General features: G+C 71.8%; 22 protein-coding genes and 8 tRNA genes. 11 read left to right on the top strand and 19 right to left on the bottom strand.

Going from position 1 to position 21,222, the window contains the following annotated elements; genetic code table 11:
• The first annotated feature begins 86 nt into the window (after nt 1-86).
• The gene (locus tag JOF36_RS14450) at nt 87-962 is read left to right on the top strand and encodes a metallophosphoesterase family protein (protein WP_307862376.1); all 876 of its coding nucleotides are present in this window, start codon (nt 87-89) and stop codon (nt 960-962) included.
• Between the two features lie 6 nt (nt 963-968).
• Here the strand turns inward: JOF36_RS14450 and JOF36_RS14455 are convergent, their stop codons facing one another.
• The gene (locus JOF36_RS14455; protein WP_210027344.1) at nt 969-1,265 is read right to left on the bottom strand and encodes a hypothetical protein; all 297 of its coding nucleotides are present in this window, start codon (nt 1,263-1,265) and stop codon (nt 969-971) included.
• A gap of 107 nt (nt 1,266-1,372) precedes the next feature.
• Here JOF36_RS14455 and JOF36_RS14460 point away from each other — a divergent pair, with 107 nt between their 5' ends.
• On the top strand, nt 1,373-1,774 hold the full coding sequence (locus JOF36_RS14460) for a hypothetical protein (protein ID WP_210027345.1): 402 nt from the start codon (nt 1,373-1,375) through the stop codon (nt 1,772-1,774).
• Nucleotides 1,775-1,822: 48 nt separating this feature from the next.
• The gene (locus tag JOF36_RS14465) at nt 1,823-2,647 is read left to right on the top strand and encodes an SDR family oxidoreductase (RefSeq protein ID WP_210027346.1); all 825 of its coding nucleotides are present in this window, start codon (nt 1,823-1,825) and stop codon (nt 2,645-2,647) included.
• A 4-nt stretch (nt 2,648-2,651) separates the two neighbouring features.
• Here the strand turns inward: JOF36_RS14465 and JOF36_RS14470 are convergent.
• Nucleotides 2,652-2,727, bottom strand: a tRNA-Gly gene (locus tag JOF36_RS14470).
• A gap of 124 nt (nt 2,728-2,851) precedes the next feature.
• On the opposite strand from JOF36_RS14470, the gene JOF36_RS14475 reads away from it, so the two are divergent.
• The gene (locus JOF36_RS14475; protein WP_210027347.1) at nt 2,852-4,399 is read left to right on the top strand and encodes an amidase; all 1,548 of its coding nucleotides are present in this window, start codon (nt 2,852-2,854) and stop codon (nt 4,397-4,399) included.
• Nucleotides 4,400-4,436: 37 nt separating this feature from the next.
• On the opposite strand, the gene JOF36_RS14480 is transcribed toward JOF36_RS14475, so the two are convergent.
• Nucleotides 4,437-5,330: an SMP-30/gluconolactonase/LRE family protein gene (locus JOF36_RS14480; RefSeq protein ID WP_210027348.1), complete on the bottom strand. Its 894-nt coding sequence runs from the start codon at nt 5,328-5,330 to the stop codon at nt 4,437-4,439.
• A gap of 86 nt (nt 5,331-5,416) precedes the next feature.
• On the opposite strand from JOF36_RS14480, the gene JOF36_RS14485 reads away from it, so the two are divergent.
• Nucleotides 5,417-6,043, top strand: coding sequence for a TetR/AcrR family transcriptional regulator (locus tag JOF36_RS14485; protein WP_307862377.1), 627 nt, complete (start codon nt 5,417-5,419; stop codon nt 6,041-6,043).
• Between the two features lie 3 nt (nt 6,044-6,046).
• On the opposite strand, the gene JOF36_RS14490 is transcribed toward JOF36_RS14485, so the two are convergent.
• From JOF36_RS14490 to JOF36_RS14525, 8 genes are all read right to left on the bottom strand, one after another.
• Nucleotides 6,047-7,048 carry an LLM class flavin-dependent oxidoreductase gene (locus tag JOF36_RS14490; protein ID WP_210027349.1) on the bottom strand — a complete coding sequence of 334 codons (1,002 nt, stop codon included), beginning with the start codon at nt 7,046-7,048 and terminating at the stop codon, nt 6,047-6,049.
• Between the two features lie 159 nt (nt 7,049-7,207).
• A tRNA-Val gene (locus JOF36_RS14495) sits at nt 7,208-7,282 on the bottom strand.
• A 1-nt stretch (nt 7,283) separates the two neighbouring features.
• Nucleotides 7,284-7,355, bottom strand: a tRNA-Cys gene (locus tag JOF36_RS14500).
• A gap of 31 nt (nt 7,356-7,386) precedes the next feature.
• Nucleotides 7,387-7,459: transfer RNA gene (locus JOF36_RS14505), tRNA-Gly, on the bottom strand.
• A 309-nt stretch (nt 7,460-7,768) separates the two neighbouring features.
• Nucleotides 7,769-7,843, bottom strand: a tRNA-Val gene (locus tag JOF36_RS14510).
• A gap of 1 nt (nt 7,844) precedes the next feature.
• Nucleotides 7,845-7,916: transfer RNA gene (locus JOF36_RS14515), tRNA-Cys, on the bottom strand.
• 51 nt (nt 7,917-7,967) lie between these two features.
• Nucleotides 7,968-8,040 (bottom strand) — tRNA-Gly (locus JOF36_RS14520).
• Nucleotides 8,041-8,192: 152 nt separating this feature from the next.
• Entirely contained in the window at nt 8,193-8,621 is a 429-nt protein-coding gene (locus tag JOF36_RS14525) for an SsgA family sporulation/cell division regulator (protein WP_210027350.1), read from the bottom strand.
• 276 nt (nt 8,622-8,897) lie between these two features.
• Here JOF36_RS14525 and JOF36_RS14530 point away from each other — a divergent pair, with 276 nt between their 5' ends.
• The 4 genes from JOF36_RS14530 to JOF36_RS14545 all read left to right on the top strand — a co-directional run bounded on the left by JOF36_RS14530 (nt 8,898) and on the right by JOF36_RS14545 (nt 11,212).
• Nucleotides 8,898-9,575, top strand: coding sequence for an RNA polymerase sigma factor (locus tag JOF36_RS14530; RefSeq protein WP_210027351.1), 678 nt, complete (start codon nt 8,898-8,900; stop codon nt 9,573-9,575).
• A gap of 26 nt (nt 9,576-9,601) precedes the next feature.
• A complete protein-coding gene (locus tag JOF36_RS14535) occupies nt 9,602-10,519 on the top strand; it encodes a zf-HC2 domain-containing protein (RefSeq protein WP_210027352.1) in 918 nt (305 codons plus the stop codon).
• A 140-nt stretch (nt 10,520-10,659) separates the two neighbouring features.
• Nucleotides 10,660-11,079, top strand: coding sequence for a TIGR02611 family protein (locus tag JOF36_RS14540; RefSeq protein WP_307862378.1), 420 nt, complete (start codon nt 10,660-10,662; stop codon nt 11,077-11,079).
• A 61-nt stretch (nt 11,080-11,140) separates the two neighbouring features.
• Nucleotides 11,141-11,212: transfer RNA gene (locus JOF36_RS14545), tRNA-Val, on the top strand.
• 79 nt (nt 11,213-11,291) lie between these two features.
• Here the strand turns inward: JOF36_RS14545 and JOF36_RS14550 are convergent.
• The gene (locus JOF36_RS14550) at nt 11,292-12,617 is read right to left on the bottom strand and encodes an ISL3-like element ISPfr2 family transposase (RefSeq protein WP_210027353.1); all 1,326 of its coding nucleotides are present in this window, start codon (nt 12,615-12,617) and stop codon (nt 11,292-11,294) included.
• Nucleotides 12,618-13,084: 467 nt separating this feature from the next.
• Here JOF36_RS14550 and JOF36_RS14555 point away from each other — a divergent pair, with 467 nt between their 5' ends.
• Nucleotides 13,085-13,882, top strand: coding sequence for a transposase family protein (locus tag JOF36_RS14555; protein WP_210035628.1), 798 nt, complete (start codon nt 13,085-13,087; stop codon nt 13,880-13,882).
• 313 nt (nt 13,883-14,195) lie between these two features.
• On the opposite strand, the gene JOF36_RS14560 is transcribed toward JOF36_RS14555, so the two are convergent.
• Entirely contained in the window at nt 14,196-14,507 is a 312-nt protein-coding gene (locus tag JOF36_RS14560) for a putative quinol monooxygenase (protein ID WP_006247389.1), read from the bottom strand.
• Between the two features lie 107 nt (nt 14,508-14,614).
• On the opposite strand from JOF36_RS14560, the gene JOF36_RS14565 reads away from it, so the two are divergent.
• Nucleotides 14,615-15,556: a GlxA family transcriptional regulator gene (locus tag JOF36_RS14565; protein ID WP_210027354.1), complete on the top strand. Its 942-nt coding sequence runs from the start codon at nt 14,615-14,617 to the stop codon at nt 15,554-15,556.
• Between the two features lie 426 nt (nt 15,557-15,982).
• On the opposite strand, the gene JOF36_RS38940 is transcribed toward JOF36_RS14565, so the two are convergent.
• The 6 genes from JOF36_RS38940 to JOF36_RS14595 are packed head-to-tail and all read right to left on the bottom strand — an operon-like array spanning nt 15,983 to nt 21,114.
• On the bottom strand, nt 15,983-17,245 hold the full coding sequence (locus JOF36_RS38940; protein ID WP_210027355.1) for a tyrosine-type recombinase/integrase: 1,263 nt from the start codon (nt 17,243-17,245) through the stop codon (nt 15,983-15,985).
• The gene (locus JOF36_RS14575) at nt 17,242-17,487 is read right to left on the bottom strand and encodes a helix-turn-helix domain-containing protein (RefSeq protein WP_020627013.1); all 246 of its coding nucleotides are present in this window, start codon (nt 17,485-17,487) and stop codon (nt 17,242-17,244) included. Before JOF36_RS14575 ends, JOF36_RS38940 begins: the two co-directional genes overlap by 4 nt.
• Before the next feature lie 13 nt (nt 17,488-17,500).
• Nucleotides 17,501-19,033 (bottom strand): replication initiator, encoded by a 1,533-nt coding sequence (locus JOF36_RS14580; protein WP_210027357.1) that lies wholly within the window; start codon nt 19,031-19,033, stop codon nt 17,501-17,503.
• Nucleotides 19,033-19,350, bottom strand: a complete 318-nt coding sequence (locus JOF36_RS14585) for a hypothetical protein (protein ID WP_210027358.1) — start codon at nt 19,348-19,350, stop codon at nt 19,033-19,035. Before JOF36_RS14585 ends, JOF36_RS14580 begins: the two co-directional genes overlap by 1 nt.
• Nucleotides 19,347-20,312 carry an FtsK/SpoIIIE domain-containing protein gene (locus tag JOF36_RS14590; RefSeq protein WP_245350830.1) on the bottom strand — a complete coding sequence of 322 codons (966 nt, stop codon included), beginning with the start codon at nt 20,310-20,312 and terminating at the stop codon, nt 19,347-19,349. Before JOF36_RS14590 ends, JOF36_RS14585 begins: the two co-directional genes overlap by 4 nt.
• The gene (locus JOF36_RS14595; protein WP_210027359.1) at nt 20,305-21,114 is read right to left on the bottom strand and encodes a hypothetical protein; all 810 of its coding nucleotides are present in this window, start codon (nt 21,112-21,114) and stop codon (nt 20,305-20,307) included. Before JOF36_RS14595 ends, JOF36_RS14590 begins: the two co-directional genes overlap by 8 nt.
• Nucleotides 21,115-21,222 lie beyond the last annotated feature (108 nt).

Raw genomic sequence — 21,222 nt, forward strand, 5'->3', positions numbered from 1 at the left:
CTACCGCCGGTAACCTACTCCCGGTAACCCTTTTTCGGCCATCCCGGTCGGAGTCGGGTCCCGGGCCGCCCGGTACTACTGGTGAGGTGTCCGCTCCCGACGGCCCGCGCCTGCTCGCGGTCAGCGACCTGCACGTGCGGCACCGGGAGAACCGGGAGATCGCCGACGCGCTGGTCCCCGGTCACCCCGGCGACTGGCTGATCGTCGCCGGCGACGTCGACGAGCGGATCGAGAGCGTCGTCGGCACCCTCGCGGCGCTGCGGGAGCGGTTCGCCACCGTGCTCTGGACGCCCGGCAACCACGAGCTGTGGGCCCGGGCGAAGAACGCGGACAGCCCCCAGGAGGCCCTGCGCGGGGTGGCCCGCTACGACGCGCTGGTCCGCCGCTGCCGGGAGGTCGGCGTGCTCACCCCCGAGGACGACTTCCCGGTGTGGGACGGCCCGGGCGGACCGGCCGTCGTCGCGCCGCTGTTCGTGCCCTACGACTACTCGTTCCTGCCCGCCGGCACGTCCACGCCGGAGGAAGGACTCGAGGTCGCCTACGCCGCCGGGGTCGTGTGCACCGACGAGCACCTGATGCACCCGGACCCGCACCCGACCAGGCAGGCGTGGAGTGCCGACCGGGTGGCGGCGACGACCGCCCGTCTCGACGCGCTGCCCCCGGACCTCCCGACCGTCCTGGTGAACCACTGGCCGCTGGTCCGCAAGCCCTGTGACGTGCTGTGGTACCCGGAGTTCGCGCTGTGGTGCGGGACGACGGCGACGGCGGACTGGCACCTGCGCTACCGGGCCGCGGCGGTCGTGCACGGCCACCTGCACATCCCGCGGACGGTGGTGGTCGACGACGTGCCGTTCGTCGAGGTCTCGCTCGGCTACCCGCGCGAGTGGCGCAGGCACTCCGAACGGTTCGGCGGCCACTTCCCGGACCTGCTGCCGCGCACGGTGCTGCCCGCGGCGGGGTAGGACCGCTCACCCGTCCGGCGGCCCCGGGAGCTGCCGGGGGCCGGACCGGTGCACCGGCTCGCGTGATCCTCGATCGCGCGGCGTGGCGAGCAGCCACCACACCATCCAGAGCCCGGGGCCACTGGCCAGCAGGATCGTCGTCGCCGTCCACCCGTCCCGCCACTGCGTCCCGGCGAGGATCGCGCCCGCGATCCAGACGGTCATCGCCACCAGCCGGATCCGGATCCGGCGGCCGTGCTCGACCGCGAGCGGCTCGCGCAGGTCGGTGACGACCTGCACCGGCTCGCGGCGGCGTCGGCGCATGTCACCGACGCTACGCCGGAACTCTCTCGGCGGACCCCTTCGCGCGCCTTCGGCTGGTACGGTCGCCGAACTAACGACAATGATTCCTGTTTGCAGGAAGGTGCGACATGGACGGGTTCACGGCGGTGCGGTGTGCGAGCTGCGCACACATGTCCTCCGGCTTCGACGAGGATGCGTGCGGCACGGTCGCCGCGCTGCCCGGCGTCGACGAGGTGCTGGTCGAGGGCCTGCGGGCGGTCGTCCGGGACAGCGGGCACGGGATGCTGGTGACGTCCGGTTGCCCGCTCGGGGCGCCCGTCTGCGCGCGGCGCCGGCCCGGCCTGATGGTCCTGGTGCAGACCTGCGACACCGAGCGCCGCCCGGTGTCGCCGGTGATCGGCGTCGGCCCGGTGCGCAGCACCGACGACGTGCGGGCGGTCACCCGGTGGCTGCAGGGTGCGGCGCCGGACCCGATGGCGTTGCCTGCCCACCTGCGCTGCGCGATCGCCCGGGAGCCCACCCGAGGGTAGAAGGGTAAACGGCTCGCGCGCGTCCGCCGCGTTCGATAGGCACGGATCATGAGCACCCTCCGGCGTGATCCGATGCCCCTGCGCGGCCGCACCGCGCTCGTCACCGGCGCGGGCCGGCGGGGCGGGATCGGGCACGCGACGGCGTGCCGGCTCGCCGCGTACGGTGCGAGCGTCGTGGTCGCGCACTTCGCCCCGCACGACGCGACCCAGACCTGGGGCGCCGACGACGTCGACGCCGCCGTCGAGGAGGTCCGCGGGCACCTCGCGACCGAGGACGCGGTGGTCGCCGGCCTGCACGCCGACCTGGCCGATCCGGCGGAACCGCAACGCGTCGTCGACGCGGCCCGGGACCTCGCCGGCCCGCTGGACCTGCTCGTCGCGAACCAGGCCCTGTCCGGCTCGGACGGTCCGCTGGGGGAGCTGGGCGAGGAGTTGGACCGGCACTGGGCGGTCGACGCCCGGGCGTCGATCCTGCTGGCGCAGGCGTACGCGAACGCCCACGACGACACCCGGCCCGGCGGCGCGATCGTCATGATGACCTCGGGGCAGGCGCAGGGCCCGATGCCCGGCGAGGTCGCCTACGCGGCCGCCAAGGCCGCCGTCGCCGGGATCACGCTCACCCTCGCCGACCAGCTCGCCGACCGCCGGATCCGGGTCAACACGGTCAACCCCGGGCCGGTCGACACCGGCTACCTGGGCGCCGAGGCGTTCCGGGCGATGGCGGAGATGTTCCCGTTCGGCCGGTTCGGCGAGCCCGACGACCCGGCCCGGCTGATCGCCTGGCTGTGCACCGACGAGGCGTACTGGATCACCGGGCAGGTGATCGACTCCGAGGGCGGGTTCGCCCGGCACCGCAACGGATGGCGGCCGTGAAAGATGGAGCGGACGACGGGACTCGAACCCGCGACCCTCACCTTGGCAAGGTGATGCGCTACCAGCTGCGCTACGTCCGCAGTCGCCCTGCAGATCTCCGGGGCGTGCGAGGAGAACCGTAGTGCATCGCGCTCCGGCCTTTACACGCCACCCTCGTGCGCTCGAAGCTTCTCGCACCCCCCGAGTGAGACGAGGAGCACACCGGTGACGATCCCTGCACCCGACGCGGCCCGGCTGGCCGCGCTGAACGAGCACTTCGGGTTCGGCCTCACGGACGCCGAGATCGACGAGTACGTCCCAGCGGTCGCGGCCACGCTCGCTGCCTCCGAGCGCGTCGCACAGCTGTACGCCGCATCCGCCCCCACCGCGCCCGCGCGGACCTGGGCCACCCCGGACCCCGCCGAGGACCCGCACGGCGGCTGGTACGTCACGACGTCGATCACGGGCGCCGCCGAGGGCCCGCTGGCCGGCAGGACGGTGGCGATCAAGGACAACGTCAGCGTCGCCGGGGTCCCGATGACCAACGGCTCGGCCACGGTGGAGGGCTTCGTCCCGACCAGGGACGCGACCGTCGTCACCCGGCTGCTCGACGCCGGGGCGACGATCGCCGGCAAGTCGGTCTGCGAGGACCTCTGCTTCTCCGGTGGCAGCTTCACCTCGCGCCCGGCGCCGGTGCGCAACCCCTGGGACCCGGCGCGCAACGCCGGCGGCTCGTCCAGCGGCAGCGCGGCCCTCGTCGTAAGCGGTGCCGTCGACCTGGCGCTCGGGGGCGACCAGGGCGGCTCGGTCCGGATGCCCGCCGCGTTCTGCGGCGGGGTGGGGCACAAGCCCACGCACGGGCTGGTGCCCTACACCGGCGCGTTCCCGATCGAGCAGACGATCGACCACCTCGGCCCGATGACCCGCACCGTCGCCGACTCCGCGCTGATGCTCGGGGTGCTCGCCGGCGTCGACGGGTACGACCCGCGCCAGCCCACCGTCGTCGAACCCGTCGACTACCTGGATGCGCTGCGGGCGCCGGCGTCCGGGCTCCGGGTCGGCGTCGTCGCCGAGGGCTTCGGGCGACCGGAGAGCGACCCGGGCGTCGACGAGGCGGTCCGGGCGGCCGTGGAGACGCTGCGCGGGGAGGGGCTCGTGGTCGAGGAGGTGACGATCCCGTGGCACCTCGACGCGATGGCGGTCTGGAACGTCATCGCCACCGAGGGCGCGGCCTTCCAGATGGTCGACGGCAACGGCTACGGGATGAACTCACAGGGTCTCTACGACCCGGAGCTGATCGCGCACTACGCGGCGCAGCGGATCACCCGCGGTGCGGAGCTGTCGAAGACGGTGAAGCTGGTCGGGATGTCCGGGCGCTACACCTTCGAGCTGGGCGGCGGGAAGTACTACGCGATGGCGCGCAACCTGGCCTACGAGCTGCGCGCGGCCTACGACGCGGCGCTGTCGTCCTACGACGTGCTGGTCATGCCGACCCTGCCCTACACCGCGCGGGAGCTCATCGGGCGCGACGCCCCGCTGGATTCGTACCTGTCCACGGCGCTGTCGATGATCGGTAACTGCGCGCCGTTCGACGTGACCGGCCACCCGGCCGCGTCGGTGCCCGCCGGGCTCGTCGACGGCCTGCCCAGCGGACTGATGATCGTCGGCAGGCAGTTCGAGGACGCGACCGTCCTGCGCGTGGCGCACACCTTCGAGCAGGCCGTCGGCGGCTTCCCCGCCCCGCCCGTGGGGAGCGGCGCGACCGCGGGCTGACGCCTGCGGCGGGCTGACGCGTGCGGCGGGCCGCCGGTCAGGGCCGCCCGCCGTGCGGCACGTCCACCCGCACCGACATCAGCGCGCCCTCGCGGGCGTTGCGGCGGGCGTCCTCGGCGAAGTCGGGGGCGGTGCACGCGAACAGCGTGCGGCCGTCGGCGCCGCCGAGCATGCAGGCGAAGACCCCGGTGCCGACGGCGATCTCCTCGAGGATCTCGCCGCCCTCGCGGACCCGTAGCAGCCGGTTGCCGAGAGCGTCGGCGAGCCAGAGCGCGCCCTCGGCGTCGAGGCAGCAGCCGTCCGGGGACACGGACAGGCCGGCGAGCGCGGTGTGCAGGTCCCTGTCGGTGGGCAGGTCCCCGAACCGCGCCCAGGTCCGGCGTCCGGACAGCGAGCCGTCGGGGCCGACGTCGAACGCGCTGATCCGGTTGCCGAAGCTCTCGGCGACCAGCAGCACACCGTCGTCGGTGAGGACGCTGCCGTTGGCGAACCACATGTCGCCGGCGACCGGGGTGGCGGTGCCGTCCGGGTCGACCCGCACCAGCGCGGACGGTTCGAGCGGTGCCCCGCCCATCAGGTCGAACCCGAAGTTGCCCGCGAAGGCGCGGCCCTCGGCGTCGACGACCATGTCGTTGAGGTGGCCACCGACGTGCGCGCTCACGTCGGCGTGCGTGACGAGCGTGCCGTCGGCCTCGCGGCGCAGTATCCGGGCGTCGCGCATGGAGATGACGAGTAGCCTGCCGTCGGGCAGCCAGCCCAGCCCGGACGGCTGCTGCGGCACCTCGGCCTCCACCCGCAGGTCGCCACCGTCCTCGAGGGCGGAGCACACGCGGTGGGTGTAGAAGTCCACGAACCAGATGCGGCCCTCGTGCCAGCGCGGGCTCTCGGCGAAGGTCAGCTCCGGCACGACGATGGTCAGCTCACGGGTCATGGTTCCTCCGACGGCGGTGTCGAGATGACTGAGCGCATAGTCACCAGATCTGATAGAGGTGTCAAGGAACACGGTGGGAGGGCGACGTGGCAGCCGAGATCGACGAGCTGTGGGGCGAGGATCTGGCGCCCGTCGCCCGCGCACTGCTGAGCTCGGCGGTGCGGTGCTTCGCGGCCCGCGGGTTCACCGGCACCACGACCCGTGACATCTCCGGCGGTGCGGGACTGAGCCCGGCAGCGCTGTACGTGCACTTCCCGGCCAAGGAGCAGGTGCTGTTCGAGATCGCGCGACGCGGGCACCGGAGCGCGCTGGCCGCGATCGACCTGCCCGGGTGCGCGGATCCGGACGACCCGGCCGGGCGCCTGCGTGAGCTGGTCGCCCGGTTCGTGGCCTGGCACGCCCGGCACCACGTCGCGGCGCGGGTCTGCCAGTACGAGCTGGCCGGACTGACGTCCGAGCACGTCACCGAGATCGCCGCGATCCGGCGGGAGTTCCCGGAGCGGTTCCGCGCGGTGATCGCCGACGGCGTCGAGCAGGGGGTGTTCACCCCGGTCGACGTGGGCCGGGTGGTGCGGGCCGTGCTCTCGCTGGGCATCGATCTCGTGCGCTGGTACCGGCCCGACGGGCCGGACTCGCCCGAGCAGCTCGGCCGGTTCTACGCCGATCTGGCCGTGAGCATGGTCTCCGGCGTGCCCGGCCCGGCCGCAGGCTGAGCATCAGACGGCGGCGACGGAGCGGGCCGCATCGAGGAAGCGCTCCAGCTCGCGGCGGGTGTCCGGCCCGCACGGCTGGTAGACGATCTCGGTCACCCCGCGCCCGGCCAGGTCGTCGATCTTGCGGCGCACCTCGTCGCGGGTCCCGCTGATCGTCGCGTCGTCGAGCAGGACGTGCCCGCCGGCATCCCAGGCGGCCCGGTCGGCGTCGTTGAGCTCGACGCAGTGCCCGGCGTGCACTGCCAGGTGGCGCTCGTCGTCGGATGCCCGCTCGACGACGTCCATCCATGCGTCCCCGCCGGGCAGGCTCCGGACGGCCTCGGGCCCGCCGAACTCGTAGCCGCCGTGGTAGGCCAGCGCCCAGCCGGGGCCGCCGGCGGCCCGGACCCGCTCGGTGTCGACGGCCTCGCCCTCGTCGAGGACGGTGCCCCAGAGGAGGTAGGCCGCCCAGGAGTACTCGGTCATGAACGCCGGCGTCTGCAGGGTGGCGTACAGGCCGTCGCCGAGCTCGCGGGCCACCGCGTCGCCCTTCGGGCCGAGCGCGCCGACGAGTACCGGCACTTCGACCGGCCGGGCGGGGGAGTGGCCGTCGGGGTGCAGCATCCGCATCCGGGCGCCCTCCCACTCGACGACCTCGCCGCGCAGCAGCCCGCGGTAGGCGCGGATGTAGTCCTCCATGAACCGCCAGGTGATGGCCCGGTAGCCCATGGCGCGCCGGCCGGTGAAGCCGGTGCCGAACGACACCGCCACCCGGCCGGGGGCGAGCGCGGCGAGGGTGGCGGTGCCGGCCGCGTTGACCATCGGGTGCCGCAGGCTCGGGACGAGGACGCCCGGGCCGAGCCCGATCCGGTCGGTCCGCTCGGCGGCGAGGGCGAGCGTCATCCAGACGTCCGGGCTCTGCTGCGGGGTGTCGTACACCCACGCGCGGTCGTACCCGAGTGTCTCGGCGAGCGCGATGTCGTCCGGCGAGCTCAGGCTCGTCGGGAAGGCGCACGACACCTCCATCGGGACCTCCTCGTGGTGTACGTCCTCGTGGTGTGCATCACAGTGCTTACTGAGCGCATAGTCACCAGGAGGGTGGAGGAGTGTCAAGGCCTCACGGCGAGCGACGGGGCCCGGGAAACAGAAATCCCCGGGCCGCTGAACGGCCCGGGGAACCCGGTGTGGTGCGCGATACTGGGATTGAACCAGTGACCCCTACCGTGTCAAGGTAGTGCTCTCCCGCTGAGCTAATCGCGCGAGGCGGCGGCGGGAATCGAACCCGCGTACAGGGCTTTGCAGGCCCTTGCCTAAGCCACTCGGCCACGCCGCCGGATACCCGGCTCGTGAACGAGACCCGGCCGAGCGGACGACGGGACTCGAACCCGCGACCCTCACCTTGGCAAGGTGATGCGCTACCAGCTGCGCTACGTCCGCATTCCGTACCGTTCCCGAACCGTCCCGCTCGTTCCCGGTGCGTGCGGAGAACACTAGCGCACGACGCCCGGCCGTCGTCGAGGGGGGTCGGTGTCGATCATCTTCGGCTCGGGACGTGCTGGGGCGTGCTGAACGGGCCCGATCCCGGGCCGGGCGGGTGCCTCGGAGCCGCCCTCGGCCGCGCGTTGCGGGCCCTGTGTTGCTCGCTCCGGCCCGGCCGGCCCGCTCGGCGTCCTGGCGTGGCAGTGGCGGGGAACGCCCTGGGAGACAAAAGAACCCCGGACCGTGGAACGGTCCGGGGATTCCCGGTGGTGCGCGATACTGGGATTGAACCAGTGACCCCTACCGTGTCAAGGTAGTGCTCTCCCGCTGAGCTAATCGCGCGAGGCGGAGGCGGGAATCGAACCCGCGTACAGGGCTTTGCAGGCCCTTGCCTAAGCCACTCGGCCACTCCGCCAGAATCCTGAAGGACTCTGCTGGAAGGTCCCGGCTCAGGGCCGATCCTCCGAGCGGACGACGGGACTCGAACCCGCGACCCTCACCTTGGCAAGGTGATGCGCTACCAGCTGCGCTACGTCCGCCTGAGCACCGCGTTCGGGACATTCGCTCGTCCGCGGTGCGATGAGAAAACCCTAGCACCCGCCCCGAGGGGGACACGGCGGCCCCCCTGTCCACCACCGGAGGTTCTCTCAGCTGCGGAGATCGACTCCGCCCGGCGGTGGGGTATGTGGGGTCAGTCCCGGGCGGTGGTGTCGAGCAGGTCGGCGAGCGCGGCGTCGAAGTCGAGCCACGAGTACTCGGACGCGGCCGGGACGGCGTCGTAGGTCGCCTGGAGGAACTCCGAGAGGGTCTGCGCCGAGGTGGTGAACAGCGCGTGACCGGAGGGGGAGGTCAGCTCGAGCTCGATCCGGGACGGGTCGTCGCTCATCGGCTGCACCCGGACGTCACCGGTGCCGGCGGAGTCGATCAGCCCGTCGGCGAGCAGGTCACGGGCGAAGACCCAGTCGACGGTGGAGTCGTGCCCGGTCCGGAACGAGGCCTGGACGGCGTAGGGGTCGCGGCTCGTGTAGGACAGTTCGACCTTCACGGGCACGACCGGCGCGTCCGGAGCGATGAGCTCGAACATGGCCGTCGCCCGGATCGTCTTGGACTCGTCGCGCATCGGTCATCCTCTTTCTGGGGGCGTTGCGTGGGGCGTCAGTCGGGAGAACGAGCCAGACGCCCCCGGGGTGACGGGTACGACGCGCATCAACATGGATCACCACCGGACGACGCCCGTTCGAGTCACACGGCTGTAACTCCGTGCTGCGGTGATGCGGCTGAACGGGCGCCGCGACGTCCTGGCGTGTGAGCCGGACGACGTCGACCCGACTACTCTCGCCGGAGTCCGAACCGTTCAGGCGCGGACCTCGAAGAACGAAACGTGAGGACATCGCTGGTGGCAGGCATCGCCGACCCGCCGGACCATCCGGAGTACGGGCCGCCCGGTGACGGTCCCGCGCGCCGCGAACCCGCCCGTCGTGACGACGCCGAGGACGCGCGGATCGTGCAACGGATCGTCGCCGGCGACTCCACCGCACTGGGTGAGTTGTACGACCGGTTCGGGCGGCGGGCGTACTCGCTCGCGCGACGGATCTGTGCCGACGACGGACTGGCCGAGGACGTCGTCCAGGAGGTGTTCCTGGCGTTCTGGCGGGACCCGTCCCGGTTCGACCCGAACCGCGGGAAGTTCGGGACGTGGCTGCTGACGCTGGTGCACCACAAGGCGGTCGACGCCGTCCGGCGCGAGAGCGTGATCCGGCGGCGGACCGTCCCGGCGGCCGAGGACGGCACGGAGTGGAACGCCCCGGCCGGCCCCGGAGCCGACGAGGGTGCCATCGGCGCCCTGGTGGCCGGGCAGGTGCGGGACGCCCTGGGCCGACTACCGGCCGAACAGCGCCGGGTGCTGGCGCTGGCGTACTACGGCGGCTACACCCAGCGTGAGGTCGCCGCCATGATCGGGGTGCCGCTGGGCACCGTGAAGTCGCGGATGTTCACCGGGGTAGCCCGGCTCCGCAGCCTGCTGGGGCCGGTTGTCGGCGACTCCGGCGGGGGCATGGCCGGGGGGATGTCGTGAACGGCAACGAGGGGCGGCCCTGCCCCATGAGCGAGCAGACCGTCGGCTGGGCGCTGCACGCTCTCGAACCCGACGAGGAGCTCGACATCGTGGAGCACCTGGCGGGGTGTGAGGAGTGCCGGCGGACCGCGGCGGACGTCGCGGGCGTCACGACCGGTCTGGCCACCGCGCTGCCGCAGCACGATCCGTCTCCGAGGCTCCGCGAGTCGATCGTGGAGCAGGCCCGGCACACCCCACAGGTCCACCGCGACGCCGACGAGCGCCCGGTGCCGGGGGACCGGCTGGACCCGCCGGTGCGTCCGACGGGCCGGCACGGCCGCCCCGTGCCGCCGCAGGGGGCCGCCGCGCGCCCGTCGGTGCCGGGGCCCCAGCCTGCGCCCGTCCGGGCTCGCTCGTCGCCCACGGAGGACGACGGGCGCCCGCCTGCCGGGCCCGGACGCCCCCGTGGGCGACGCCGCCGGGTGGGCCGGATGCTCGTCGCCGCGGCGGCTGTAGTTGCCGTCCTCGTCGGGGGCGGGGTGCTGGTCGGAGAGATCCAGAGCCTGCGTGCCGAGCGCGACGCGACCCTCGCCCAGGCCCAGCAGATGGAGGGCGTCCTCGCTGCGATCGCCCGCCCGGGCACCGAGCACGCGTTCCTGGCTCCGGAGCCGGGTGCGCCGGCGGTCGCCGCGGTGATCGTGCAGGACGACCGGCGCGAGATCGTCCCGATGGGACTGGAGCCGAACCAGGCCGACGAGCAGACCTACGTGCTGTGGGGGCTCAACGGTGACGAGGACCCGACGGCTGTCGGAACGTTCGACGTCCGCTCGGGAGCGAGCGGACCGTTGTCAGTAGCATCGCCCGGTAGTGGGACGTACGAGACGTACGCAGTCTCGTTGGAGCGCGGGCGGGAGGCACCCCCCGCCCCCTCGGCAGTGACCGCGGCTGGGCAGGTGGAGACCTGAGTACGACGGAGCAGAACAACACCGGTGCACCGGCGCTCGCGGGGCAGAAGCCGCGGCGCCGGTACACCGGCCTCCGCAAGTGGTTCCGGCGGACGAAGGTCCGCTACCGCGCATTCCGGGCCAGGGTGGCGCGCAACCCCGTGCTGGACACGACGTACCGCGTGACCGCGGGCGTCCTCGGCGGGGCGATCGTGATCCTCGGCCTCATCGCGCTGCCCGCGCCCGGCCCCGGCTGGGCGATCATCTTCCTGGGCCTGGGCGTGCTCGCCGCCGAGTTCCACTGGGCCAAGCGGCTCCTGCACTGGGTCAGGGTCAGATACGACGCCTGGCTGGCCTGGATGGGCCGCCAGACGCGCGTGGTCCAGCTGCTGGTGATGACGGTGATCCTGGGCGTCGTCACGGCCTGCGCCTGGTGTGTGGGGATCTTCGACACCGTCGGTGGGTGGGTCGGACTCGACTGGCCGTGGCTCGAGTCGCCCTTGAAGGAGTACGTCGGGCCGCCGCCACCGCCTGCGCCCCCCGTGCCTGCGGTGCCGGACCTGGTCACGCCGCCGCAGTGATCGAATGCCACCCCCCGTGAGCGGTGGGGGAGGGGCTGTGTAGAGTAAGTATCACCGCTGAGGGCGATTAGCTCAGGGGGAGAGCGCTTCGTTCACACCGAAGAGGTCACTGGTTCGATCCCAGTATCGCCCACGCAGGTCAGAGGCCCAATCCGAGTAATTCGGGTTGGGCCTCAGTCGTTCCCGGGGAACATTCAGGGAACATTCCCGGCTCATCCCAATCGGGGGTGTAGGAGTTGGGGTCTGAAGCCGCCGGTCTCGAGCAGGCTTCGGGCGATGTAGTTGGTCAGGTTGCGGAACCCGAGTGCGGAGCCGCGCAGGTGTTCGAGCCGTCCGTTGAGCGCCTCGGTCGGCCCGTTGCTGGTGCCGGGTCGTTCGAAGTAGGCGAGCACGTCGGCGGCTCGCTTCTTCAGGGTCCGGCCCAGGGTGGTGAGCTCGGTGAGCACCTTGGGGACGCCGGCGCTGAGGTCGGTGATCAGCTTCTCCATGAGCTCGCGGCCACGTTGCCGGTCCTCGTGGCGATAGGCGGCGATCATGCGCTGGTAGACACCCCAGGTCGCCTCGACCTCGACGTGAGCGTCATCAACGAACAGCGCGCGTAGCCTGTCGCTCTGCTTGTCGGTGAGCAGGTCCGCGCCGGTGTGCAGCGTGCGCCGCGACTTGTAGAGCGGGTCGTCCCTGAACCCACGGTGCCCGTGGATCGCGAGTTGGACCCGGCGCCGGCACCTGTCGAGGGCGTCACCGGCCAGGCGCACGACGTGGAAGGGATCCATCACCGTGACCGCGTCCGGAATCTCCTCCGCAGCGGCGGTCTTGAACCCGGTGAAGCCGTCCATCGCGACCACCTCGACCGCGTCACGGAAGGCGTCGTCGCGGTCGGCGAGCCAGGTCTTGAACGCCGCCTTCGACCGGCCCTCGACCATGTCCAGCAGCCTTGCTGGGCCGGCGCCATCGCGGACCGGGGTGAGGTCGATGATCACGGTGACGTACTTGTCGCCACGCCTGGCGTGGCGCCAGACGTGCTCATCGGCGCCAATGACCTTCACGCCCTCGAACCGCGTGGGGTCGTTGATCAGCAGCCGCTTGCCTTCGGCCAGGACCGCGTTGTTGGCGGTGTCCCACGCGACCCCGAGTCCCTCGGCGACACGGGCGACGGTGAGGTGTGCGACCACGATCCCTTCCAGCGCCCACCGCAGCCCGGTGCGCGAGAGCTTCGCGCGTGGCTCCGCCGCGGCGCTGGTGTCTTGGCGCCACACGTGTCCGCAGTCGGCACAGCGGTAGCGGCGCACTACAACTTCCAGCACGGTCGGTCGCCAGCCCAGCGGCTCGTGGGCCAACCGCCGGATCACGGTGTCACGAGCAGCGCCTTCGCTGCCGCACCGTCGGCACCACTGATCTGGTTCCACCACGCGGCACGCGAGGACCGCAGGATCCGGTTCAAGTCGTTGCCCGGTCACGTTCAGACCGAGGCCGTCGAGTCGAGCGAAGGCGGTCAGGTTAGGGCGGCCGAAGCCGGCCGACGGGGTAGCGTCGGACACGTCGAGGTCTTTCGGATGGATGGCGTAGGAACCTCCATCGTCGGGAGACCTCGACGTCTATCTGCGGACCGACGCGCCCGGCCGACCTACACCCTCATCTGGGAAGAGCCCTCAAACGTCTTCGACGACGACGGGACCGGCGAGGAGGAAGGCGCGGTGAGCTAAAAGAATGGAGCTTGCTCGGCTTCGACGCCGCCGCGAGCTCCGGTGAAACTCCGGTGAAACGGTCGGTACTGGTCGGTCGTCGTCGGTCACCACCGGATGGCGGCGTCCCCCACGCTCGGCGTTTGCGCAGGTCAGCGGCTTGTTCGCCCAGTGGGCGCATCAAGCGATAGACGCAATGAGCCTTTGCCAACCTGATGGACGAGCAGGTCAGCTGGCGTGCGGCGTGGCGTGACCTCGAATGGGTGAAGCTCCTGGTAGACGGGCGATTGCCTAGATCAATCCGCCTGACCAGGAGCTTCAGAGTGTTGTCTTACCCGTCCGGGATGACCGTGTCCAGCCGCGCGCTCGGGATGCTTGCCGACGTGCTGCGCGCGCACCGCAACCAGCGGGCGACCCGCTGGCGCAAGCTCTCCGCTGGCCGCCAGGCCCTGCTGGTAGTGGCCTACCTGCGCAAGGGCGAGACCTATGCCGACCTGGCCTGCGGGTTCGAGATCGGCACGTCGACGGTCTGCCGGTACGTACGGGAGGCACTCGCCCTGCTCGCGGCGATGGCCCCGACGCTGGAGCAGGCGATCGAGGTCGCCTCACGCAAGGCGTTCGTGATCCTCGACGGCAGCCTGCTGCGGATCGACCGGGTCGGCATGGCGTCCGGCCGAGGCCGCCCCTACTACAGCGGCAAGCACAAGGCCCACGGGCTCAACGTGCAGGTCATCGCCGACCCGATCGGCAGGCTGGTGTGGATCTCCCCGCCGCTGCCTGGCGCTCGGCACGACATGGGAGCCGCCCGCGACCACGGGATCATCGAGGCGCTGACCGCGCATGAGATCCCCGCGGTCGCCGACACCGCCTACCAAGGCGCCGGTCCGATGGTGGCCGTGCCGCAGCGGCGTCGGCGCATCGACCCCGACACCGGCCGCTACCGACGCCTGTCGCACAACCAGAAGGAGGTCAACGTGGCACATGCCCGCCGACGCGGGCCGGGTGAGCGGGTCAACGCCGAGCTGAAGAACTGGAAGGTTCTGCGCAAGATCCGGTCCTGCCCGAGCCGGGCCGCCGAGCTCATCGCCGCAGTTCAGACCCTCATGATCGCCAACGGATGATCAGGTTGGCAAAGGCTCAATGCCGACGTGATTAGATCGTCGGTTCGATTCCGACAGGCGGCTCCGGCGAACAGCCCCTGACCTGCGGAAACGCAGGGCAGGGGCGGTTCGGCAAGTTGACACAGTTGCGCTGCCATGGAACCGCGCTGGCTCTCTCGATGACCACCGGTGAAACAGTGCCGCTCCAGGCTTGCGCCTGGTGTTGCCTGGCCTCCTCGTGATCGGCCCGTCGGGGATCGTCAATGTGGTGCGGGTGTCGAGGCGGTCGGGTCCGACGGCTCGGCGGGGCGCGATCGTCTCGTGCGTTGGCGGACTACGGGAGCTTGGACGCGAGGACGTCGGCCGCCAGGATCTCGGGTGCTGCGCCGAGGAGGTGCTGGTTGGCCATCAGGGCTGCGACGATGGCGCCGTTGGCGTGGGCGTCGCGAGCGGCCTCGTCGGGGAATGCATCGAAGATCCAGAAGGTGTCGGCGTGGGTCCTAGCCGCGAACCAGACAATCGTTCCTACTTCTTCGTTGGCGAGTGCGACAGCGCCGGCGAGCAGATCGGCGAGCGCGTCGTGCTGTCCATCGGCCGCGACGATCTTGGCGACGAAGGCATACGGAAGTGATGCGGGTGTGGACATGAGGGGTTCTCCTTGAAGTCGGGGTTCTTCGTGGGGCGAGTTCAGCGTATGACGAGCGAGGGCCGGTGGGGAGTGGCGCATACGACAGTATTGCTATTGTTCGCGCCATGCGTATCGGACTGATCGCGATCGACGGCTGCTTCGGTTCGGCGGTCGCGTCGGTCATCGACATCGTGCGGGTGGCCGACGGAGCCCGCGGTGATGTCGACCCGCGGATCGACCCGATCGAACTCGCCATCCTCGGACCGAAACGGCGAGTGACCACGACGGCATCGATGACCCTGTCGGTGGACCACCCGCTGTCGGAGTCCGGAGAGTTCGACGTGGTCGTCGTCCCTGCGCTTGGAACCCTCACGGCCTCCGCGACCCACGACGCCCTCCAGAGCCGAGATGCTCGTTCGGTCATCGCCTTACTCGGGCGCCTCGACGACGCGACCACCCGGATCGCCGCGGCGTGCACCGGCGTGTTCGCCGTCGCCGAGACCGGACGGATGCATCATCGGCGGGCGACGACCAGCTGGTTCCTGGGGCCGGAGTTCCTGAAGCGCTATCCGACCGTCGCCCTCGATCTCGACACCATGGTCGTGGTCGACGGGAACCTCGTCACCGCCGGCGCCGCCTTCGCCCACATCGACCTCGCGCTCTCACTCGTGCGATCGATCAGCCCCGACCTGGCCCAACATGTCGCCAAGCTCCTCATCATCGACGAGCGCCCGTCGCAGGCGGCCTTCGTCGCCTACGAACATCTCCGGCACGAGGACCCGATCGTCGTCGAGTTCGAACGCTTCGTGCGCGCCCGCCTGGACGAACCGTTCAACGTCGCCTTCGTCGCGCAGTCGCTCGGCACCAGCCGGCGCACCCTCGAACGACGAGTCCGTGCGGCGCTCAACCTCACTCCGCTCGGCTTCGTCCAACGGCTTCGCATCGAACGAGCTCGGCACCTCTCAGCAACCACGGACCTCACCTCCGCCGAGATCGCGCTACGGGTCGGCTACGCGAACGCCGAGACTCTGCGCTCCCTCCTGCGCAGGGAGCGACGCCGTTCCTGACCTATCGCCATGCCTGTAGCCGGTGTCCTAGCTGTACTGCCCACGGACGTTGGGCGAGGTTGGAACCACCTCTCAGCACGTCGCGTCGACGCTCCTGCGTCGCCCCTGGACGACCCACTCGACACGCCCGCAGCACAGGCCATGTGACGTGCCCCGGCTTCCCGGACGGTCGGGGTTGGGTGGCTGTGATGTCGCTGCGTTCTCGTCGAGGGGGTCAGCAGACCCGATCAGGGTCGATTGGGATGAGCCGCGAAGGCGGTCAGGTCAGGGCGGCCGAAGCCGGCCGGCGGGGTAGCGTCGGACACGTCGAGGTCTTTCGGATGGATGGCGTAGGAACCTTCATCGTCGGGAGACCTCGACGTCTATCTGCGGACCGACGCGCCCGGCCGACCTACACCCTCATCTGGGAAGAGCCACATTCCCGCCTCACCGCAGCACCGCCATTCCCGCGGCCGGGCCGTTGTCCGGGTCCTCGTCGTCGGGGCCGTCGGCGCCGAGCATCGAGCCGCCCAGGGCGTCGAGGATGCGGTCGTGGTTCTCGGTCCGCCGCGTGTAGAGCTGCAGCGTCGTGGTGACGCTCTCGTGGCCCATCACCCGCTGCACCATGTTCGGCGGCACGCCGTCGTCGACGAGCCAGGTCGCGTACGAGTGCCGCAGGTCGTGGAACCGCAGCCCGGTGCCCGCCGCGCTCGCCACCGCCTTGACCGCCGCCGCGTAGGTCTCGCGGACCAGGGTGTTCGCGCGTCCCTCGTCGTCGACCCACCGGCCGGTGAACTCGTGGGAGCCGGTGTGTTCGACCGAGCCGAGCAGCCCGGCCCGGACCAGCGACGGCCGCCAGATCCGCGAGCGGAACAGTGTGCGCCGCAGCGGCTTGCCGACGGCGTTGGGGAACACCAGGCCCCGCTCGCCGAGCCCGTAGCGGGCGACGTGGTCACGCAGCTGCGGCACGAGCCAGCGGGGGAGCGGCACCGTCCGGCGGCCGGCCCCGGTCTTCGGGTACGGCTTGTAATGGGTGTTCCCGCTGACCTCGACGACGGTGCGGATGACCCGCAGCGTCCCTCCGGCCAGGTCCAGGGCGTCGCTCTGCAACCCGACGGCCTCGCCCCAGCGCAGCCCCGTCCACGCCGTGGTGGCGACCAGCATGCGGTACCGGGCCGGGACGGCCGGGAGCAGATCGCCCGAGAGCTGGTCACGGGTGATCACCCGGTCGTCGTGGTCGTGCTTGCGGCGGCGGGGGAGGGTCACGTCCTCGCACGGGTTGTACGGGATCAGCCGGTTCCGCACCGCCGAGCGCAGAACGCCGGAGGTCAGCCGCAGCGCCTCGGCAACCGTCGCGGGGGAGCGGCGGCGGCCGAGCTCGCTCACCCAGCTCTGCACGGACAGGTGGTCGATCTTGCCGAGTTGCCAGTCGCCCCACTGCGGGAGGACGTGGGTGCGCATGACAGAGGCGTCCCGGGCCCGGGTGGTGGACTCCCCGGTCCTGCTCGCCAGCCATGCTTCGGCGTGCTCGGCGAAGCGCTGACGGCCGGCCTGCGGGTCGACGTAGGTGCCGTTCGACGCCGACGTCCGCACCGTCGCGAGAAAGTCCCGTGCCTCGCGCTTGGTCGCGAAGTTCTTTGAGCGCTGCCGCCCGGACGGGTCGCGCCACTTGGCCCGATACTGCCCGTTCGGCGTGACGTGGATGCTCACGACGCCGACGCCATGTCGAGCAGCCAGGCGTGGAACGACTCACGCGGCACGAGCCACCGTCGGCCGAGCCGCTTGGCCGGGATCTCGCCCTTGCGGATCAGGTCGTAGGTCATGCCCAGGTTGAGCCCGAGCAGGCCGGCCACCTGGCGCACGGTGTAGACCTGCGGCGCCGGGATGTCACGCAGCGAGACCGCGTCATCGCTCCGGTCCGGTAGCCGCAGGACCGAGTGGTTGTCTGTCATCTCCGTTCCTTCCTCATCCGGCCGTGCTGGTCAGTTCCTCGCGGGCTGCACGCCTCCTGGCCCGGGCCTGGGCGGCCGCGGTGTTGGCGAGCAGGGCGTCGGCGGTGTTGTGCCAGCCGATCCCGGCGAAGTGCAGCGCGGAGATGACGACCTCGGTGGTGTCCTCCCCGTCGTCCAGACGCTCCACGTCGTCGGCAGCGGGGCGGGGGTTGGCGTGGTCGCGCTGCCAGTCCCGCCGTGCCTGCCGCAGCGCGGTGAGGGTGGTGGAGTAGCGGCGGGAGCGGGTGGAGAAGTGGCCGGCGAAGCCGAGCATGTGGGCCCATCGCCACAGCCGTCCCCAGGAGGTCGACCACTCGTCGGGGTCCCAGCCCCCGGGGCGTTGCCCGAGGCGCCAGCAGGCGTCGATCTGACGGCCGGTGTGGGTGGCGTGGTCGGTGTAGGAGCGCACCGTGTCCGGCCGCAGCCGCGTCGAGAGGTGCCCGGCGGTCTCGGTCGCCTTCGTCGCGTACTTGGCCAGGTAAGCGGCGACGGCGGTCGTAGTGATCTCCGCAGCGTCGTCGAGATCGCGGGCGGCGAGCCGGACCGGGCGGGGGTCGACCTGCTCGCCCCACGCGATCGGCCAGCCCTGCGGCCGGTAGGGGTGCGGGGCGGTGGTGAAGCTGGTCTCGGTGACCGCTCCACGGAGCAGCAGCGCGACCTGAGCGGCCGAGACGCCGGGCGGGGGCGGCAGGGTCAGGTGTGACAGGGCCGGGTCGGGATCGCGGCCGTCGAGCCGCACCAACGCGTGTAGGTGGACCGCGCCGCGGGCCTGGAACTCCGCGACCTTGGTGTAGGACAGGCGGAGCTTGTGGCCGGTGAGTTTCTCGAGCTGGCGCAGGTTGCGGGTGGCGGCGATCATCGTGCGGCGCCATAGCTCTCCGACGTGCAGGTTCCAGACCGCCTGGTGCGGGTGGTCGTAGCAGTCCAGACACAGCGGCCGGCCCACCCGCGGATCGTCTTCGGCGTGGCGCTCCCAGCAGGCGTGCCCGGCCCCGTGCTCGCAGCTCGTCTCCTCGCGACGGGGACGGCACGGAAGAGGCCGGCCTTTCCGATCGGTGCGGTGGGCGTGGACCGCGCCGAACGACGGGGCGGTGACGGTTAGGAACACGCACGGGTGCCCGGCCACGCTCGCGGGGGTGCCTTTGCCGCCGACGAGGCCGGCGGTGACGAGCTGGAAGGTGTCGGCGCGGTAGGTCTCGGCGCATGAGGGGCAGACGCTCGCGCGGCGGTTGCCGCAGGCGGTGTAGATCAGCCCGTCGGGCATCTCTGAGGTGTGTCGCTCGGAGGTGATCCGGCCGGTGGCTTCCTCGACCCGGAACACCGTCCCGGACAGTCGGATGGGGTGGGCGCATCCGGCGGCGGGGGTGACGTGGCGCAGCCAGCCCGCGAAGTCCTCCCGGCGCGCAGCGGCGGCGACGAGGTCGGCGGCGGGGGTGGTTCCGGCCAGACAGGACAGCCGTCGGACCGCGAGGCTGTCGACGGTCGCGGAGCCGTGGCCGGTGGTCATCACGCCACCCGAGCCACAGCGGTGCCGGTGTACTCGCGGGCGGTATCAGCCCAGTCGGCGGCAGCACGCAGGGCGCCGGCCTCGGCGGCGGACACGGCCGCGATGTAGACGAGTGGGATCGTGTGGTCGGCGACGGCGGTACAGGCGAGCACAGACCACCAGCGGGCGTCGCGGGCGTGCAACGCGGCGAGGGAGTCGGCCCACTCAGCGGCGGTGACGGCTCCGCGCTCGTAGCGGGAGCTGGCCTGACGGCGAGCAGCCGCGCACCGACGCAGCCCGGCGTAGACCAGCTCGGCCGTCGTCAGGCGGGCGGTCATGCGGCACCACCGGTGGTGTCGTCGAGGTCCTGGCCGTGGGCGATCCCGGCGGCGAGCCGTCGCATGGCGGCACGGTCGGCCAGGGCGTAGACCTGCTCGTCGGACAGGTGCGCGGCCTTGATCCGGCGCGGGACACCACCCTCGGCGAGCAGGAACCCGATGCCCTTGGTCTCCGGAGCCACGCTCGCCGCGGAGTGACCACGGGCGGCCCAGCCGTGCCCGAGCACGATGTCCGACGACGCGTCGGTCGTGCAGCGGAACGCCCACCGGTACCCGAACAGATCCCGCAGCGACGTCGGGATGATGTCCGACGACGGACGCTGCGTCGCCGCGACGACGATGATCCCCGCCGCACGGCCCCGAGCCACCAGGTCCCGCACGAGCACCGAGAACGCTTCCTGCTCACGCTTGGTCCCGACCGTCGCCGAGAAGTACGCCAGCTCGTCGAGAACCACCACGATCGGCGGGACGCCGTCGGCGGGGGTGATCTTGCGGCGGCGCTCGTCGTCGAGGACGGCGTAGCGCTGATCCATCTCCGACTGCAGGTCCAACAGGGCACCGATGGCGTCGTCGAGGCTGTTGGCGACGAACCGGTCCGCACACGACCGCCACAGGCCGAGTTCGACGATCTTGCCGTCGAACAACCACAGGCGGCAGTCCGTCGCGAGCGCGGCGTGGGCGACGACGTTGTTCAACCCCACCGACTTGCCCGCGCCGGGCTCCCCGGCGAGCAGCATGTTGCGGTAGATCAGCGGGACCCGGACCGGACGCCCGTCCTCGGCGATGCCCAGGTGGATCGGCTCCCAGATCGACGGACCGTCATCGGAGCGGTGCTCGCGGCGGTGGGCGCGGTACTCGTCGGCCCACCGGCGCAGGACCAGCAGCGGACGCACCAGCCGACCCGGCGCCTCCTCGTCAGCTGTGATCAGCGGTAGGGGCTGTGTGGGCGGGTGCTCAGACATAGTCCGACCAGTCCCCACCACGCCCGTTGTCGGACGGGCCGTCGAACGCCGGCGCAGGGGCCGCGGGCAGCGCCGGGCGGGACGGCTTCCGGCGCGGGGTCGGGACCGGCGAGTCGGGGCCGTCGGTGGTGGGCCAGCCCGGGTCGTGGATGTCGCCGGAGGCGTAGCGGAACAGGTCCGAGCGGATCAGGTTCGGCGCCAGCGGGTCGCGGCGGATGATCTCGACCCGCACGACGTTGGTGAACCGCGGCCACGGGATGACCCGGGCCTCGCGGGCGAAGCACGCCGACGCCAGCTCCTCCGCCTGATCCGCGACGGCGTGCGGGGCGATCCCGGCGCGCAGGACCACCCACACGACCTCACCGACCCGCGTCGGACGCGCCCACACCGTCAACGGGCACGCCCGCGAGCGGGAGTTCAGGACCCGGCACTCCACGAGGACCTGACGGACCCGGTGGCGGGTGAGCACAGCCTGGGCGCGGTGGAACAGGAACCGCCGCGTCCACGGCAGTCCCGCCAGCACCAGCCCGACCGCGACGAACAGTGCGACCCGCGTGCTGGTCTCGAAGCCGGTGCCCGGGACGGCGACGATTCGGCCGACCTCGTCGCGGACGTAGTCCGGGCCCAGCGCCACCCACGCCCACACACCGACTGCGAGGACGAGCAGCTCGGCGCGCAGTCGCAGCAGCAGGGCGGCGACGCGGACGGCGGGGTTGGCGGGCGGGGCGGAGATGATCTCGAAGGAGTCAACACGGGCCTTCCCGGCACCGAAGGTGCGGGCAGGAGCGGCGTTGCGAGCCATGACAGGGCCTTCCAGACGCGGGGCGAGCGACGAGGCAGAGAGCGCGAACAGCGACGGAGCGCCGGGGTGCGGGGCGGGACTCCGGGGAAGAAGCGCCCCGACCCGCAC

This window comes from Pseudonocardia parietis (genome assembly GCF_017876315.1).
In the GTDB taxonomy this organism is placed as follows: Bacteria; Actinomycetota; Actinomycetes; order Mycobacteriales; family Pseudonocardiaceae; genus Pseudonocardia; species Pseudonocardia parietis.

Excerpts from the sequence above, each read along its gene's own strand:
- JOF36_RS14455 (WP_210027344.1), bottom strand. The coding sequence starts at position 1,265 with ATGCGCCGACGCCGCCGCGAGCCGGTGCAGGTCGTCACCGACCTGCGC.
- JOF36_RS14490 (WP_210027349.1), bottom strand. The coding sequence starts at position 7,048 with ATGGAGGTGTCGTGCGCCTTCCCGACGAGCCTGAGCTCGCCGGACGAC.
- JOF36_RS14480 (WP_210027348.1), bottom strand. The coding sequence starts at position 5,330 with ATGACCCGTGAGCTGACCATCGTCGTGCCGGAGCTGACCTTCGCCGAG.
- JOF36_RS14560 (WP_006247389.1), bottom strand. The coding sequence starts at position 14,507 with ATGTCCACACCCGCATCACTTCCGTATGCCTTCGTCGCCAAGATCGTC.
- JOF36_RS14525 (WP_210027350.1), bottom strand. The coding sequence starts at position 8,621 with ATGCGCGACGAGTCCAAGACGATCCGGGCGACGGCCATGTTCGAGCTC.
- JOF36_RS14590 (WP_245350830.1), bottom strand. The coding sequence starts at position 20,312 with ATGTCTGAGCACCCGCCCACACAGCCCCTACCGCTGATCACAGCTGAC.
- JOF36_RS14535 (WP_210027352.1), top strand. The coding sequence starts at position 9,602 with ATGAGCGAGCAGACCGTCGGCTGGGCGCTGCACGCTCTCGAACCCGAC.
- JOF36_RS14575 (WP_020627013.1), bottom strand. The coding sequence starts at position 17,487 with ATGACAGACAACCACTCGGTCCTGCGGCTACCGGACCGGAGCGATGAC.
- JOF36_RS14580 (WP_210027357.1), bottom strand. The coding sequence starts at position 19,033 with ATGACCACCGGCCACGGCTCCGCGACCGTCGACAGCCTCGCGGTCCGA.
- JOF36_RS14565 (WP_210027354.1), top strand. The coding sequence starts at position 14,615 with ATGCGTATCGGACTGATCGCGATCGACGGCTGCTTCGGTTCGGCGGTC.
- JOF36_RS14460 (WP_210027345.1), top strand. The coding sequence starts at position 1,373 with ATGGACGGGTTCACGGCGGTGCGGTGTGCGAGCTGCGCACACATGTCC.
- JOF36_RS14465 (WP_210027346.1), top strand. The coding sequence starts at position 1,823 with ATGAGCACCCTCCGGCGTGATCCGATGCCCCTGCGCGGCCGCACCGCG.
- JOF36_RS14595 (WP_210027359.1), bottom strand. The coding sequence starts at position 21,114 with ATGGCTCGCAACGCCGCTCCTGCCCGCACCTTCGGTGCCGGGAAGGCC.
- JOF36_RS14585 (WP_210027358.1), bottom strand. The coding sequence starts at position 19,350 with ATGACCGCCCGCCTGACGACGGCCGAGCTGGTCTACGCCGGGCTGCGT.